Source organism: Exiguobacterium sp. TDN 0502, from assembly GCF_050846835.1.
Classification (GTDB): Bacteria; Bacillota; Bacilli; order Exiguobacteriales; family Exiguobacteriaceae; genus Exiguobacterium_A.
The window spans coordinates 109,611-124,678 of sequence record NZ_JBOZGJ010000005.1; the positions used below are offsets into that span (position 1 = coordinate 109,611).

Here is a 15,068-nt window from a genome sequence, read left to right on the forward strand (position 1 = left end):
ATAGGAGAATTTGGATGCATTATATCGCAGAATGGAAAGGTCAACGGTTTGATTACCGGGATAGCGGGAGCGGTCCCGTCATCCTCTTGATTCATGGTACGCAGTCGGATTACCGTGAAGTGTATCATGTCGAGAAACTGATTGCTGCAGGGTATCGCGTCATCGTCCCATCGCGACCCGGATACGGGATCACCTCCCTACACCTTGCGGACACCCCTGAAACCCTAGCGGCGTTTTATGCCGGCTGGCTCGCTTCCCGTCACATCCATCGGTATACCGTCTATGGCATTTCCGCAGGGGGACCGACGGCAATCGCCCTCGCCGGACAAAATCCTGCCGTCACGTCTCTTGTTCTCGCCTGCGCGATGACGCAACGGATTGTGCTGCCGTATCAGCGCATCCTCATCCAGCCTGTTTTACAACGACCGTTACAGCTCATTCAATGGGGACTTTGGACGTATGTCAAAGATAAAATACGGAAGTTTCCGCAAGAAGCCGCCGTCCGGATGGTCGAGATGACCAGTCTACTGCCACGCGAAACAATCCGTACCCACTTGAGTGAGACGGATGCTTCGCTGCTGTATGAAGTCGGGCTACAGAATGGACCGGGACGCGGGGTGCTGTTTGATATCACACAGGATTTAGAACAAGAGCGTCTTGAAGCCGTGACCTGCCCGGTCCTGATCGTCCATTCAAGGTCAGACCGCGCCGTACCGTTTGAACACGCTGAACGTGCACGCCGGATGATCCGTCATGCCCAATTCATCGAATCAAAAAGTCCGGGACATCTCATCTGGATCGGTCCTTCGGCGCGACGGGATGAACGGATGATCGAGCGTTTCATCGGATTGAATCAGATGACTTGAAGGCGAAGCCGCATCTTCAGCTTCTCGTCGTCCCCTTCGATTGCGACCAGTCCTCGGTTCGTCAGTTCACCGATGGCACGGCGTGTCCGGTCCTGGTTCAGTCGGGCACAACGGGCGATCTCGGCGATGCCCATCCGGCAAGAAAGCTGATTTGCCTTAATCTTTGATGAGGGTTTTGCGACGGAACGTTGCAAAAGACGCCAAAAGACGTGACGGGCATCCTCTGATAAGGCATAGGCATTTTTCTCGATGACGGGCGGCATGTAGCGGACATCTTCCCGGATCCGGCGAATCAGATACAGGCTGAGCCATTCCTCGAGTTCGGCTTGAATCCGTGAAAACTCGAACCACCACAATTGCTCGAGTGCTTCTTCTTCTTTCTTCGCCAGTTGCCAACTCGCCGGAATCTCGTCAAATTCCTCGTCCAGCCAATCTTCGTAGTCGAGTGCCGTCTCATACAAGACCTGCGACGGAATCTGCTCGAGTGATGTCCGGTGTTTATAGATATCAAAGCTCATCCGTCGAAAATGTTCGACGGATGCAGCCACTTGGCTCAAATGAATCAGTTGTTTCGTAATGAGGCGCGCCAGTCCATCCATCTCAAGATGAATGGCATATAGGTGTTTTTCTAGCGCAATGAGCGTACTTCTCTCCATTTCAACCGTTCCTCCCCTTATCGTTTTCATCTTGTAGTCTTTTTCCGCAAATCCCCTATTCAAAACCAATTGTGAGCAAATCAGTGTATTGACATCATCGATTGGCGTACAATAGGAAAATCGAATTCAAAAGGAGATGCACGTTATGTATACGATTTATGGGAGCTCACGCAAAGGAAACAGTGAATGGCTCGGTGAGCAGGCGCTTAAAGGAATTCCTCATACAGCAGTGGATTTGGCGAACGTCTCGATTCAGCCGGTTGAAGACCGACGCCATCACGGCGGCTTTTTACCGCTTGGCGATGACTATCGCCGGATTGTCGAAGAGATGCTGCTTCACGACGACATCCTGTTCATCACGCCGATCTACTGGTACTCGATGTCGACGAAGATGAAATTATTCATCGACCGCTTCAGTGAGTCACTCCGAGATGAAGAACTCGACTTCAAACGTCGGATGCAAGGGAAACGATTTCACTTGATTGCAGTCGGAGGAGACGAGCCACGCGTCAAAGGACAGGCACTCGTCACGCAGTTTGAGCACATTGCGTCGTTCCTCGGCGCGACGCTTGAGACAGCGATTCTTGCCGAAGGAAATGCACCGGGTGAGGTCGAACAAGATGAGCAGGCGCTTGCAGCCATTTCAGCGTTCCGCGAAAAAATGTCAGGAGCACGTGTTTAAGCACCGTCCGTGAAGGGAATTATCTGAAACAGAGCCGCACGACTAATAGAGCGTACGACTCAATTCAGGAGGTGGTCAGCCATGTTCGCATCTAAAAAACGATCGAATCGCAAGTGGAAACAACTGACTTCACGCCAGCATATCCTTCATCTCGAACATTTGTATCAATCACGCGAAGAGACGATTGCCCGTGATCGCCTCTCCCTGCAACACATCATGGAACGTGCCGTCCGGACAGGACAAACGGTCCAGGTCCGCTTGAAACAACTCGATACCATATCCGGTTCGATCCAGGCGATCTTTCATGACCGGGGGACGATTGAAGTCGTCACGTCAACTGGTCTGCGTCGGATGGTGCGAGCGTCGGACGTCATCGATATCGAGTGGGCAACGCATTAAACGATTCAACCCCTTCTTACAGGAAAGAAGGGGTTTTTGTTTACAATCCGAATCCTTTTCCTCTCACGGGATGATCCTCGAGAATGCGTTCATCGTGTTATAGCAATGGCCAGATCGTAAACATCGTTATCAAACCATACATCAGGACTCCTCCGATAACGGACGGACTTCAGCGCGCCAGCCATACGTTTCCCCTTCTGCGACTTGAGTCGTCGGGTGAAGTGACGCGAGTTCCATGGCATGCTCATGATCATTGGCTTCAAAGACGATCAGACTCCCAATCTGCTCCCCGTGCGTCCGGTCGGGTTCTACTTGCTTCTGTACGACCCCCTCTTGCCAATAAAATGCTTGCGTCGCTAGACCCGGATGCCAGTCTGAAATGACGTTGACTTGTTCATTGAAGGTCTCCATCAGTGAGTCACATCGAGCCATCAAGGTGTTGACCTCGTCTTTCGATAAGGCGTCCATCTAGTCCGCATTATAATAGCCGATATACAAGAAATGCATCGTTTTTCCTCCTCTCACCCTTCCCATTCCCTTCCAAGAGAAGGCTAAACAAAAACCTCCTGTCTCTGAAATGAGGAGCAGGAGGCTTACGTATCATTCATCTTTTGCCTTCACGTTTTGGTCAGCCGGAAGTGTCGTTGTCGTTTCCTCGTCTTCGAGTTTCGGGACACCGGCACCGTAATCGGTTGTTTCATCCGTCACGTAGGATGCAGCGAATGCCGGATTCAGTAAATCGGACTTTGAACCGACGATGACGATCCGCCCGTGTCGGACTTCATCTTCTAAGTCCTCAGCGACATCCTTCGTCATGCCGAGTTCGGATAATTGAGCGATCCGGTCTTTCCGGTTGCTTCTTACAGCGGATAACAACGTTTCGAAGAACGACTTCTTCGTCACGCGGTACGGTAACGTCTGTGTGTCATTTGCGATGCGTTCCGCGAGTTCTTCGTCTTTTGCAAAGATGTAAATCTGTTTATTCGAATAACCACTTGATTTGAGGCTCGTCACTTCTGCGTCGACAGCGGTCATGTTTCGTACGATGCGTGTTTCAAGCATAAAAATCCCTCTCCTTCATGCAGCAAGCTGCTCATAAGAAGTTATACCCGAAACATAATAGTTAAAACCTAAAATTGAAAAATGGATCAAGCCGCTGTCTGGATTGATGCTGTGCGTCGCTTTTGCCACGCTGAAAACAACACAATCAGGACAATCAGGATGACTTGCGGTACGAGCGTCTCAAGCGTCGGGTAAAAACCGATCCACCCGGCTGTCCCGAGTCCATTGATCGGATGGATCGGCAGGACGTTCGTCAACTGCAACGCGTGCAGACTCGTCCCGAGAATCTTGAACGCCATCAGATAAATCAACCACGACGCGACCTGGAAGAGACGGTGGATCGGTAACCGGACACCGATCTGGATGACCGCATACGAGACAAGTCCGATGATGACGATCGCGAGCCCGATTCCTGTCAGTAAGGCGGTCTTGGTCATCGCCGGTGCCATTCCGATATAGAACAACAACGTTTCAGCACCTTCCCGGAAAATCGTCAGGAAACTGACGAAGAACAGGGAGGTCGTCGACAAGGACGTTAAGAAGTGCTTCCGTTTCGCGACAGCGCTTTTTGTATGCAACCAGTAGCCGACGAACAACATGACGACGACTGCGACGATGCCGGTATAGCCCTCGATTTGTTCACGACCTGTCGCTGCGAACGAAGCATCAAAGACCATCTGCAAAATCAAAGCTAACAGACCGCTCGCCATCAGACCAAGACCGGCACCCGCCCAAACCTTGCCTTCTTGTTTCGACTGACTTTTCCGCGCGAAGGCAACAAGTGCACTGACGATCAGTAACGCTTCGAGACCCTCCCGCAGCATGACGAGCATCGCGTCGACAAACGTATAATGGGTCTTCGTTTGTAATTGTGCGATAGCATTCTCAAATGATTGGAGTTCCTGTGCCGTCGTTTCCCGTGTTTCAGGCGTCAATCGAGCGAGTAACAGCGGTACGTCTGATTCAAGTTGAGAATAGAGCCCTTCATTACGCGTCCGGACCTCTCCTTCCGCGCGTGGCCAAGTCTTCAGAAACGATTTTAGTGCCTGTTTGGCTTTGGGTAAGTCATTCGCTGCAAGTGCGGTTTGTGCGTGTTCGAGCGGCGTCAGCAACGACTGAAGTCCCGTTTTCTTCGCCTGGACGTGCTCGCCGTCGAGGAAGGACTGGACCGCCGTGTCGAACTGATCCAGTGCCGCCCGCCACTCCTTCGGATCCGCGGGCTGTCGCGCCGCCGCAATCCGGATTGAAGCGAGTGCCATCTCGATGTTGCCGTAGTGACCGACACTGTCATTCCGGACAAGACTCTCGTGCGTCGCCCATGCAGTCAACAACCGTTGCTCCGCTGCCGGACGTTCACTTACTTTGACCTGACGCATCGCTTTCGTCAATGAAAGTAATTGTTTCACTTTTGCTTTCGCAACCGGATCCGTCTTCGGTTTTGTTGCTTCTTCCTGCTTCCGGACGGCAGTAGAGAGTGCCGTCAGTTGCTTGCGGACCTCCGGGAACGCTGCCGACCGTTTGGCGTCGACCTGTTTGACGGCTTGCGTGATTGTCGCTTGCTGTTTCGGTAAATCGTGAGCCGCTTGTCCTAGATCATCAATCGCTTGATTGAGTGCCGGTCGGTCTTCACTTGCGACGGCAGACAGCGCTTGTCCGATCGCGACATAGAGATCATCCGTCGAAGCGGCATGGACAGGGACCGTGTGTTGACCGGCTATAAGGAGTACAAGTAAAAGGAAAAGATTACGCAAATAACGCATCACCGATGTAGCCTCCTTTCGAAATCCCACCGAAGCAGGCGAAGATGGCACTTCCACGGTGCGTGATGTATTCATTCAACCTGTCTTGTGCGGCAAGACGGCGCTGAATCTCGATGAATTGTTTCGGCGAACGCTGATACGATAAAAAGAGTAGTCCGGCATCGAGGGCACCCGTTTTTTCATCGATGCCGTCCTGATAGGAGTAGGAACGGCGTAAGATCGCTGTCTTCCCGTCCCCATGCGCGACGGCGGTATGCGAATCTGCCGGTAAAGCGGCTTCGCCACGCGCTTGCCGTGTCGCTGGTGTGACGGAAGCGAACTCGTCTTTAGAGCCGAGCGGTGCTCCGGACGTACGCTCGCGTCCGAAGGTCCGTTCCTGTTCTTTCAAAATCGTCCGGTCCCAGACTTCAAGATGCATCTGAATGCGACGAACGACGAGGAATGATCCGTTCGTCAGCCACGGTGTTCCGTCCTGCCACTGGCAAAAGAGTGCTTCCTTCCGGACCTGATTCTTCGAGACATCAGGATTACCGGTCCCGTCCTTAAAGCCGAACAGATTACGCGGTGTGCCGCCAGAAGCATCTGCTGCTTTACTACGCTGGAAGCCAGCTTGGGACCAGCGCATCGCGACCGTTCCGCGTCCGACACGGACGAGGTTACGGATCGCATGAAAGACGACTTGCGCATCGTCCCCGCACACTTGGACGACGAGATCGCCGCCGCTCCATTTTTCGTCTAAACGGTCGAAGTCGAACGTCGGTAACGCTTTAAGGGCCTCCGGTCGTTTGTGCTTAATTCCGAAACGACCATCGAACAGACTCGGACCGCAACCGAACGTAAACGTCAGGTGACCGGCAGACAGTCCGTCCGCTTCCCCGGTGTCTTCCGGCGGGACGTAACGGGAGTCGGAGTCGCCATACGGTAACCCGGCTGCCAGTCGGGCACATAACCGTGTCCAGCGTTTGAGTAAATCAACGAGCTCATCGCGCCGTTCCGTCTTGATATCAAAGGCCACGACTTGGACGTGGTTTTGCGGCGGTGTCAGAATCCCTGCTTGATACGTCCCGTAAAACGGCTCTTGATCACTTGCTTCGACAGTCAACGTCCGGGGAAGAAATTTTTCAAGACCACTCGCGTACAGGGCAGCCCCGAGACTCGTCAAACCGGCGACCTTCAGGACGTCACGCCGCGTGACGCCTTCTTGGATTGGTTTCATGCTTATCCCTCCAGTACGATGCCCATCTTCGAGAGCGGTTCCGCGAGTTCATTGATCGCGATACTCATCTGTTTGACATCCTGTTTTGAGAGACTCGTGTAGAGGACGTATCCGTCGCCCTTTTTCTTTTCGTCAAGTAAAGCGTGGACATCTTTGAAGCGAGCCGCGATCTCTTTTGATAATGCTGCATCTTGTTTCTGAAGTGCTGGGTTCAGCAGTTCGTAGATCTTTTCAGCACCCTCAACGTTTGCTGCGAAGTCATATAAGTCCGTATGCGAATAACGGTCTTCTTCCCCCGTCACTTTTGAGGTCGAGACCTCGTTTAACAGATCCGTCGCCCCAGTGACGAGTAACTCCGGTGTCACCTCGACCGTCTCGACTTTTGCCCGTAGTAAATGAACGTCCTTCATCAATTGCTTCGCGTATGCTTCATAGCCTTTCGTCGTGCCCTTTTCGAACAATCCTTGTTCGATCCGGTGATAACCGCCCCATTCAGACGCTTTGACGTCACCTGCCCGGGCGTCGATCTTCGGATCGAGATCCCCGAACACTTCTGCGATCGGTTCCGCGCGTTCGTAATACATCCGCGTTGGTGCATACAACGCTTTTGCTTCTTCCAGCTTGCCGGCCTGAACGGCATCGGTGAATTTTTCTGTTTCACGGACGAACGTCTCGATTTCGTTAATCGCATACGTCCGGTAATCGCTGACGACATGATCGAAATTCGGTTTTTTTGGTGCCGGTGTCTCCGCTTGTTTCGCTTCGCTACATCCTGCTAATAGAACAGCGAGTACGCCTGTCATCACTAGTGCCTGTTTCATGAATCGTTCCCCCTATAAGTGGTTAAGTCAGTTCCTTAACCAGTATAATCGACAATGATAATCGTTATCAATAAAAATTTTTGCACAATACAAAAAAGCGTGGACGGGTCATTTTGGACCGATCCACGCGCTGCATCAGGCTTTTTCTTTTCGTTTTTTAAAATAGGTCCGGGAAATGATGAACGTGACGATCCCGAAGCCGATGAAGACGAAGGCTTTTTGAAACAGTGTCAGGAACGAGAGATCAAATAGGAGCAATTTGACGGCACTGATCGTCAGTAGCAGCAATCCGGACAAGCGCCACGTCGACGACGTCCGGATGCGACCGATAGCGACGAGGACGAGTGCGAGAACGATATAGGCAGCGGACAATGTCGTACTGCGGGCCGTTTCTTCAAGACCACGATAGAACGGTAACTCCATGATGATCAACGTATAGGTCGTAAAGACGCCGATCGCAGCAAGGACGAGTACAAGTTGCCACGATCCCTTCCAGACAGGATCCTGATGCGTTCGTACGAGGAGCAAGACGAATGCCGTCGACGCAAGAACCATTCCGAGTACCGTCAACGCATACGAAAGACCGATTCGTTGATACGATTCATATTCGACCACCGCTGAGAAAATGAAGATGACATACACCCCGACGTTAAACAGACGTTGATGCGGCATCCGCGCCCGTGGAACGAACCAGAATGCTGCGATCAAGCCGGCAATCAGGAAGTACCGCAGTTGATACGTCCAACTGAGGGCATCTGCCGGAATCAAGAGAACGGCGACGATCAAGGCGAGATGACCGACACCGTTTTGTGCCGGATCCTTCAACCGGTCAGCAAGTAAGTAGGCAACGCCCGCGAACAGAATTGCCGCAAGTGTTCCGAACGACCAGTCGAGAATCAATAACGTCAGTAAAACGACACCGCCAGCAAGCCAGCTCGGCACATTTTTCTGAAACGAAATCCGTCGTCCGACGAACGACGTTGCGCCGTAACCGAAGAGTGCCGCAAGTAAAACCGACCATTCATCAAGGCGCGGTGCGTCATCGTCATACCACGAGAGCGTCAACGACAGTAGACCGAATCCGAGTGCCATCGTAAAGATCACCCACGCGAAGACGAACGCCTTCTTTGCTTTCAGTCGATCAACCGCGAAGAAAATCGCTGCGAACAAGACGACTTCGTACAATAGGAAAAATGGTAAATTCGGCTCGTCGGATAATTGTAGATAGGGCAATAGGAAGCCGGTAATCGAGACAAGCACAAGCAAGGCTTGCGATCGCATCCAGAGCATTAATCCGTACGCAATGAAGACGACGACGAGCTCAAGTAAGAACGCTAAAGATGGTGGATAAAATTGATATAAGGCCATTCCAGCGAACAATGCCGCTAAGGCGACGATTGTTCCGGTCGCGACGAGTCCGACGCCGAGTTCACGCCGTTTTTTCTCATACTGATACTCCCCAAGCGCAATGACAAGCAAGCCGATTAAAACCCCACTCCCGATCCGGACAGGCGGACTGATGAGACCGGCAACCGAGGCATAGGAGAACAGGAACAAGGCGCCGAGTGCGGCGAAGATTGCTCCGATGCGCGGAAGCCAAACGGTCGCGATGACCTGTTCCCACTCTTCACGGGACCGTTTTTCCTTAAATGTCGGCTGCGGTACGATTGGTTTCCGTTTTGTGTAGGCAGGACGCGGTTTCGGACGGTCGACCGTACTGACTTCCGGTTCGGTCGGAACGGATGTGCCGGGGGATCCCTGTTGTTCTTCGAGTGCGGCAACCCGTTGGCGTAACGCGGCAACTTCCTGTTCAAGACGCGTGATCCGCGGATCTTCCATCACTTCACTTCCTTTCGTGGATAGATTGTCATTCCTTTTACACACCTAACAGGTGAACTCCTTCATTTTACAGGAGAATGCATCTGATTATCCCTAAAAATGACAAAAAAACCGATCGCTCGAAGCGACCGGTTCGAATCTTACCGGACAGATAACGCATATTGTCCTGTCTGATTGAAGACGGATGTAAACTGTGACCGGCTGACGCTGTATTTGCCACGGTATGGATCCGAGACGTAAAACGAACCGCTCGAGACGCCTGTGACGAGCATGACGTGATAGTTGCGGTAACCGGTGAATGTTTTACCATCCGGCTTAATCCAGGAGAAGTAACCGTAAGGGTTCTTGAAGTCGACCGTCGCCCAGACGATGACGGGGTTCCCACTGCGGATTTCACGCTCGATCTTCGACACCCCCATTTTCGAGATATCGACGGCACCACTGCGGTACTTTTTCGCAAGCGGTAAGATCCCTTTCGGATAGATGCCCCAGTTCTTGTAGTAATCCAGCGTTCCGGCGGGATTACCGGTGAACATCTTTTGCGGATCCGCCCAGTAATACTTTCCGTTCTTATACGTCGCATTTTTCATGCTTTTCGGCATCTGGTTGTAGAGCGACGCAGCAGAGACGGCTTTTTTCTTGTACTCGAGTGCCATCTTCAGGGAGATGAACTCGCAGCCTGACGGATAACCGAGCGAATACTGGTTATAATACGGGACATTCAGCTTTTTCGTGGAGGTTGATGGTTTTGATTTCGAAACATACTGGCTAGAGATGTACCGATAGCTTCCTTTGTAGAGGATACGGGTCCAGCTGCCGGACGTCCCGTACGTCGCAACCGCTACCCCTTTATTGAGTTGCGTGACACTTTTATATTTCGTTCCCGGTCCGGTCCGGACGTTCAGCGTACCGACCGTCGTATACTTCGTTCCGGTCGAGCTGTACTTCGACGAGGATGTTTTGACGTAATCCTTGTGTATGTAGCCGGCGCGGGATTTATAGCTGATTTTATACCAGCTTCCGGACGTTCCCTTTTTCGTGTAGACATTCCCTTTGTAGACATTTCCGAGAATTTTGCTCGACGTCGACGGTTTTTCCCGGACGCGTAACACATCCGTCGTCACCGTCAGTTTCGTCGCCGCTTCGGCGATCAGTGAGGGACTGAGTACCCCGACAATGACCAGCGCAACGACCAGTGCGGATAAGAATCGTTTCATGATAGACCCCCTATGCTTTGATTTGGTGAGACATTCCTCTTTTCCCAACCTTTTGAAAAAATAATCAACATTTCTTTAGAAAAATCTGAAAAATAAGGAATGGATACGTTCGTTATAACAAAAAAACCCGACCATGCCTACGGGCACAGTCGAGTTGTCATCATCCTGAAATCAAAATAACATTTAATTTTTAACCGTCAAGATATATGGCGATGGTTGGGCGAATGCCTGTTCAAGCAGGTGGGCGACGAAAACGGTATCTTCTTCTTTGACGGGAAGCGGGGCATCCTCGACGATACTGCGGTATAGGGCACGGTACATCTTACCGTAATCCCCGACCGGACTCGGAATCCGGACGTCCTGCAGATGACCGTGTTCATCGTGATAAATCAGACGACCATAATCGTCCTCGGAATCTTCCCCGAATCCTTCTTCTCCCGGGAAGTAGTTCGCTTTTAAATCAAGCTCCTGCCGATCGACGTGTTGTTTGATGAACGTTCCGTTCGTCCCGTGGAGCATCCAGCGCGGAGCCGGGGCAAGCGCAACGTGACTCGTCCGGACACTGACTTTTAAGTCCGGATAGTAGAGATCGATCGCAAACGTATCGTCAGGATTATTCGGTAGTCGGACACTGCGCACGTCAAAAGCGACCTGATCCGGTTTTCCGAACAAGGCGATGATTTGGTCGAGCGTATGGACACCGAGTCCGTAAAGGGCGCCGTTCTCATGACGGACGTCCGCTGACGCCGCCTCCGGGCGGAACAAATCAAAGTGTGAGACGACCTCAACGAGACGTCCGAGCTTTCCGGACCGGATGACTTGAGCGACGACCTGGAAGTCACTGTCATAGCGGCGGTTCTGATAGGCGAGGATTTTGACGCCCTGCGTCTTCGCTTCTTCGAACAGACGCCGTGTCTCGTCTTCCGTTACCGTGAACGGTTTTTCGACGAGGACGTGTTTTTGGTGTTGTAATGCAAGCAAGGCATACTCGAAGTGGGTCGCCGGCGGTGTATTGATGACGACGACGTCGAGTTTTGGATCTGCGAGCATCTCGGAAAGATCCGTCGTAAAACGCGCATCCGGCAGCCGGTCCTGATAGGACGCGAACAGCTCTGCCTTTTCCTTCCGATTGTAAATCCAGGTGACGTGATAGTCGTCCTCAATCATCACGTACGGTAAATGGTAACGGGTCGTACTTTTGCCAAAGCCGATGAAGCCGATATTCAGTCGCATCCGATCACTCCTTGAACCGTTCTTTTTCTCTTACCATACCAAACGAAGCGATCGTTGTCTTGATTGAACCGCTTTAAGCACTCGCTTCGATGCGCTCATATTCATAAATCGAAAAGCCGTCCCGTGTTCCCTGATAGACGAATCCGAAGGACGCGTAATAGGCGTTTAGGAACTCGTTCGTTGCGACACAGTCGAGGCGGAGAATTTCCCCCTCTAGATTGGTGACAGCAATCGCATGTTCGAGCAGCTTGCGTCCGACACCACGACCTTTAGCCCGGTCACTGACGACGATCCGGTGAATGTATAGACCTTCTACATCATCCCACAAGGATTGATCCCATTCGAGCGAAGGAAGCAGGGCAACGGAACCAAGCAGCTCGTTCTGGTCCTCAAAGACATACAGGCGGCCGGCTTCAAGATCACGGGCAACGAGTTGCTCGATGTCTTGTTCAAGATAAGCAGACCACTGGGTACTTCCGTTTGCTTTGAGTGAGAGCGCTTTTTGCTCAAGTAGGGTTGCGATGTTTCGAACGTCTTCTGATGTAGCTTGTCTGATCATGTTATTCCTCCTGTTACAAAAAAATTCTTCTCTATCCTAACGAATGTGAGCCGAGAAGAAAACCCTTTTGCTTCAAGAGTTCACGTTTGCCCATTATTTTGTGATTTTTTTCATATTCCACAATTTTATTTCAGTGTAACGTATCCTTAAGAAGTGATCTGACCCCCAGTCGTCACAACGGATAACGACCGGCTTCCCACGAGCCGGTCGTTTTTTTGTGTTTAGGCGAGTTCGACCCAGCGACGCGACAAATCGCGCGCCTGCGCCCGGTAATCGTCATCTTCGACAATCGGATTACTCAATCGGGGTGCTGAATCGGCATAATAGCCCCCGTTATCGAGCGGCTCGTCGGTCGTTGCCAGATAGAGTGCCGTCTTCGCACCATATTCCGGCGTGTAGAGTTTTCCGGTCCAGTATCCGACTTGAGCGACCGGTTTGAGCAACGTCTTCATCACTTTGCCGTACTTGCCGCGGTAGAACAGATCGGTATTGACGATCCCCGGGTGAACGCTGACGAACGTGATCCGGTCACCATGCTTTTCCGCCAGCTCGCGCATATGGATCATTTGCAGAAGTTTTGATTCCCGGTACGATCGCATCGGGCTGTAATGCTCTTTTTTAACGTGGGCGATCGCCTCGAGTTCGACATCGGTCCGGATCAGCCCACCCTCTCCAGCCAGCGACGAGATCGAAATGACGCGGGGGTCGTTGCCTTTTTCGAGTAACGGCAACAAGCGTTCAATCAAGTAAAAGTGACTCAAGTAATTGACTTGAAACTGCGATTCGAACCCGTCCGGTGTGACATGGTACGGAGGTACCATGACGCCGGCGTTGAGAATCAACCGGTCGATTCGTCCGACCAGGTCAAATAGACGGTCCGCGAACCGGCGAACTGAATCAAGCTGGTCGAGCTGGACGATCTCGACCTCGAGATGTGTATGAGAGACACCGTGTTCGCGTAATAGTTGAACGAGCGCAGTCGCTTTTTTCTGAGACCGGACGGTGGCGATGACGCGATCCCCCCGCTCCAGCAATTCTTGAATCGTGACCATTCCCATACCAGAGTTGGCGCCCGTGACGACACAGATATTCATCGTTCTTCCTCCTTGAAATTCCGTTTTGAACATAAGGGTTCTATTTTTTTGTTTTCCTTTTTCTTTTCGTTTATACACCTTGTTTTGACGTAATTTTTCGAAATTTTCAAAAAGTGACGTATACTGAAAGAAAGCACTAGTCCTTTTCGAAAGAGGTGGTCGGATGGAAGAAGGTACGATGTTGTTCCTCGCAGGAGCCCTCCTGCTCGTCGCCATCGTGACGACGAAGTTCGCGGTCCGGTTGAACATGCCGACCCTGATTGTATTCGTCCTCATCGGAATCGTCGCCGGTTCCGACGTGACAGGCTGGATCGATTTTGCTGACTTTGAACAAGCCCGTCTCTTCGGAACGATGGCGCTTGTCCTGATTTTATTTGATGGCGGATTGCATACGAAGTGGTCGCACTTTCGTCAGATTTTGCCCGCCGCTCTCTCGCTTGCCACGATTGGTGTACTGGCAACGACAGTCATTATCGCTCTCGTCACTCACCTCCTGCTCGATTTCTCCTGGCCCGTCGCTTTATTGATCGGGGCACTCGTCGGTTCAACCGATGCGGCTGCCGTCTTTTCCCTGCTCAGCGGACGACCGGTTGATCGAAAAGTCAAACATACACTAGAAGCGGAATCTGGAACGAACGATCCGATGGCTGTTTTTTTGACGATTCTCTTCACGTCATTCGCCTTATCACCGGAAACGTTTTCGATTGGTGCCGGGGTGCTCGCCTTTCTTTATGAGATGGGGGTCGGGACGGTCGTCGGTCTAGCGATTGGTGCCTTCGTCACCCAACTGTTGAACCGGATCCGCCTGCCGTCTTCCGCCTTATATCCGACGTTACTGTTCAGCGGTGCCCTCTTTTCCTATGGTCTCGCGACGATCTTACATGCCAGTGGATTCCTTGCCGTCTACTTGACGGGCATATGGCTCAACAACCATGAAATGATCTACCGTGAGACGCTCAAGCGGTTTAGCGGTAGCCTGTCGCACTTAGCGGAAGTCGGGATGTTCATCATGCTCGGACTACTCGTCTTTCCGAGGCAATTGCTGGATCCGCACACCTTACGCGTCTCCGCCATCGTCGTCTTGACATTGATCCTGCTCGCCCGTCCGCTTGCCGTCATCTTGTCGCTGCTACCGTTTCGCTATACGCTAAAGGAACAAAGCGTCATCACGGCTGCCGGCTTACGGGGAGCCGTCCCGATCATCCTTGCGACCTATCCGCTTTCGAGCGGTCTCACTGAAGCACCGCTTCTTTTCAACATCGTCTTCTTTACGGTCATGACCTCCGCCCTTTTGCAGGGGACGGCGTTACCCTGGATCGTCCGGCGACTCGGTCTCGACGCTTTACCGGAACAGACGGTCGAGCCGTTTCTGAAGTTCATGACCGTCACGCATCCGCAAGCAGAAATCATTGAAGTCCGCGTCTCTAAAAAAAGCCGCGTCGCCGGCAAAACACTGCAGGAAATCGAAATGCCTCAAGATGTCCTCGTCGTCGCCGTCATCCGGGAGGATGAGATTTTGACGCCCCGTGGTCAGACACAGGTGCTTGCGGAAGACCAGCTCCTGATCTTGACGCCGAAACAAGCCGAAAGGGATGTTCGACGGCTGATTGCCTCGCTGGGTCTGTAGTGTGATTGATTCAGTTGACCTTCATATGGATCAGAAC

15 protein-coding genes are annotated in these 15,068 nt (G+C 52.0%); 4 read left to right on the forward strand and 11 right to left on the reverse strand.

The window, feature by feature from the left end:
- The first annotated feature begins 14 nt into the window (after positions 1-14).
- Positions 15-866: an alpha/beta fold hydrolase gene (locus ACRPK8_RS07640; protein ID WP_432237674.1), complete on the forward strand. Its 852-nt coding sequence runs from the start codon at positions 15-17 to the stop codon at positions 864-866.
- On the opposite strand, the gene ACRPK8_RS07645 is transcribed toward ACRPK8_RS07640, so the two are convergent.
- Entirely contained in the window at positions 854-1,522 is a 669-nt protein-coding gene (locus ACRPK8_RS07645; protein ID WP_432237675.1) for a hypothetical protein, read from the reverse strand. The two genes, ACRPK8_RS07640 and ACRPK8_RS07645, sit on opposite strands and share 13 nt — an antisense overlap.
- Positions 1,523-1,667: 145 nt before the next feature.
- On the opposite strand from ACRPK8_RS07645, the gene ACRPK8_RS07650 reads away from it, so the two are divergent.
- On the forward strand, positions 1,668-2,204 hold the full coding sequence (locus ACRPK8_RS07650; protein ID WP_432237676.1) for a flavodoxin family protein: 537 nt from the start codon (positions 1,668-1,670) through the stop codon (positions 2,202-2,204).
- An 81-nt stretch (positions 2,205-2,285) separates the two neighbouring features.
- The gene (locus tag ACRPK8_RS07655) at positions 2,286-2,603 is read left to right on the forward strand and encodes a hypothetical protein (protein WP_432237677.1); all 318 of its coding nucleotides are present in this window, start codon (positions 2,286-2,288) and stop codon (positions 2,601-2,603) included.
- 141 nt (positions 2,604-2,744) lie between these two features.
- Here the strand turns inward: ACRPK8_RS07655 and ACRPK8_RS07660 are convergent, their stop codons facing one another.
- The 10 genes from ACRPK8_RS07660 to ACRPK8_RS07705 all read right to left on the reverse strand — a co-directional run bounded on the left by ACRPK8_RS07660 (position 2,745) and on the right by ACRPK8_RS07705 (position 13,404).
- On the reverse strand, positions 2,745-3,071 hold the full coding sequence (locus ACRPK8_RS07660) for a YciI family protein (RefSeq protein ID WP_432237678.1): 327 nt from the start codon (positions 3,069-3,071) through the stop codon (positions 2,745-2,747).
- A 132-nt stretch (positions 3,072-3,203) separates the two neighbouring features.
- On the reverse strand, positions 3,204-3,665 hold the full coding sequence (locus ACRPK8_RS07665) for a general stress protein (protein WP_432237679.1): 462 nt from the start codon (positions 3,663-3,665) through the stop codon (positions 3,204-3,206).
- Positions 3,666-3,751: 86 nt separating this feature from the next.
- The gene (locus ACRPK8_RS07670) at positions 3,752-5,425 is read right to left on the reverse strand and encodes an FTR1 family protein (RefSeq protein ID WP_432237742.1); all 1,674 of its coding nucleotides are present in this window, start codon (positions 5,423-5,425) and stop codon (positions 3,752-3,754) included.
- Positions 5,409-6,641, reverse strand: coding sequence for an iron uptake transporter deferrochelatase/peroxidase subunit (efeB, locus tag ACRPK8_RS07675; RefSeq protein WP_432237680.1), 1,233 nt, complete (start codon positions 6,639-6,641; stop codon positions 5,409-5,411). The genes ACRPK8_RS07670 and efeB overlap by 17 nt, the downstream gene beginning before the upstream one ends.
- 2 nt (positions 6,642-6,643) lie before the next feature.
- Entirely contained in the window at positions 6,644-7,462 is an 819-nt protein-coding gene (gene efeO / locus ACRPK8_RS07680; RefSeq protein ID WP_432237681.1) for an iron uptake system protein EfeO, read from the reverse strand.
- Positions 7,463-7,597: 135 nt separating this feature from the next.
- Positions 7,598-9,301, reverse strand: coding sequence for a DUF2339 domain-containing protein (locus ACRPK8_RS07685; RefSeq protein WP_432237682.1), 1,704 nt, complete (start codon positions 9,299-9,301; stop codon positions 7,598-7,600).
- A 140-nt stretch (positions 9,302-9,441) separates the two neighbouring features.
- Positions 9,442-10,518 (reverse strand): C39 family peptidase, encoded by a 1,077-nt coding sequence (locus ACRPK8_RS07690; protein WP_432237683.1) that lies wholly within the window; start codon positions 10,516-10,518, stop codon positions 9,442-9,444.
- A gap of 183 nt (positions 10,519-10,701) precedes the next feature.
- Positions 10,702-11,751, reverse strand: coding sequence for an oxidoreductase (locus tag ACRPK8_RS07695; RefSeq protein WP_432237684.1), 1,050 nt, complete (start codon positions 11,749-11,751; stop codon positions 10,702-10,704).
- 73 nt (positions 11,752-11,824) lie between these two features.
- Entirely contained in the window at positions 11,825-12,310 is a 486-nt protein-coding gene (locus ACRPK8_RS07700) for a GNAT family N-acetyltransferase (protein ID WP_432237685.1), read from the reverse strand.
- A 221-nt stretch (positions 12,311-12,531) separates the two neighbouring features.
- A complete protein-coding gene (locus ACRPK8_RS07705) occupies positions 12,532-13,404 on the reverse strand; it encodes an SDR family NAD(P)-dependent oxidoreductase (protein ID WP_432237686.1) in 873 nt (290 codons plus the stop codon).
- Positions 13,405-13,567: 163 nt separating this feature from the next.
- On the opposite strand from ACRPK8_RS07705, the gene ACRPK8_RS07710 reads away from it, so the two are divergent.
- A complete protein-coding gene (locus ACRPK8_RS07710) occupies positions 13,568-15,031 on the forward strand; it encodes a potassium/proton antiporter (protein ID WP_432237687.1) in 1,464 nt (487 codons plus the stop codon).
- Positions 15,032-15,068: the final 37 nt, after the last annotated feature.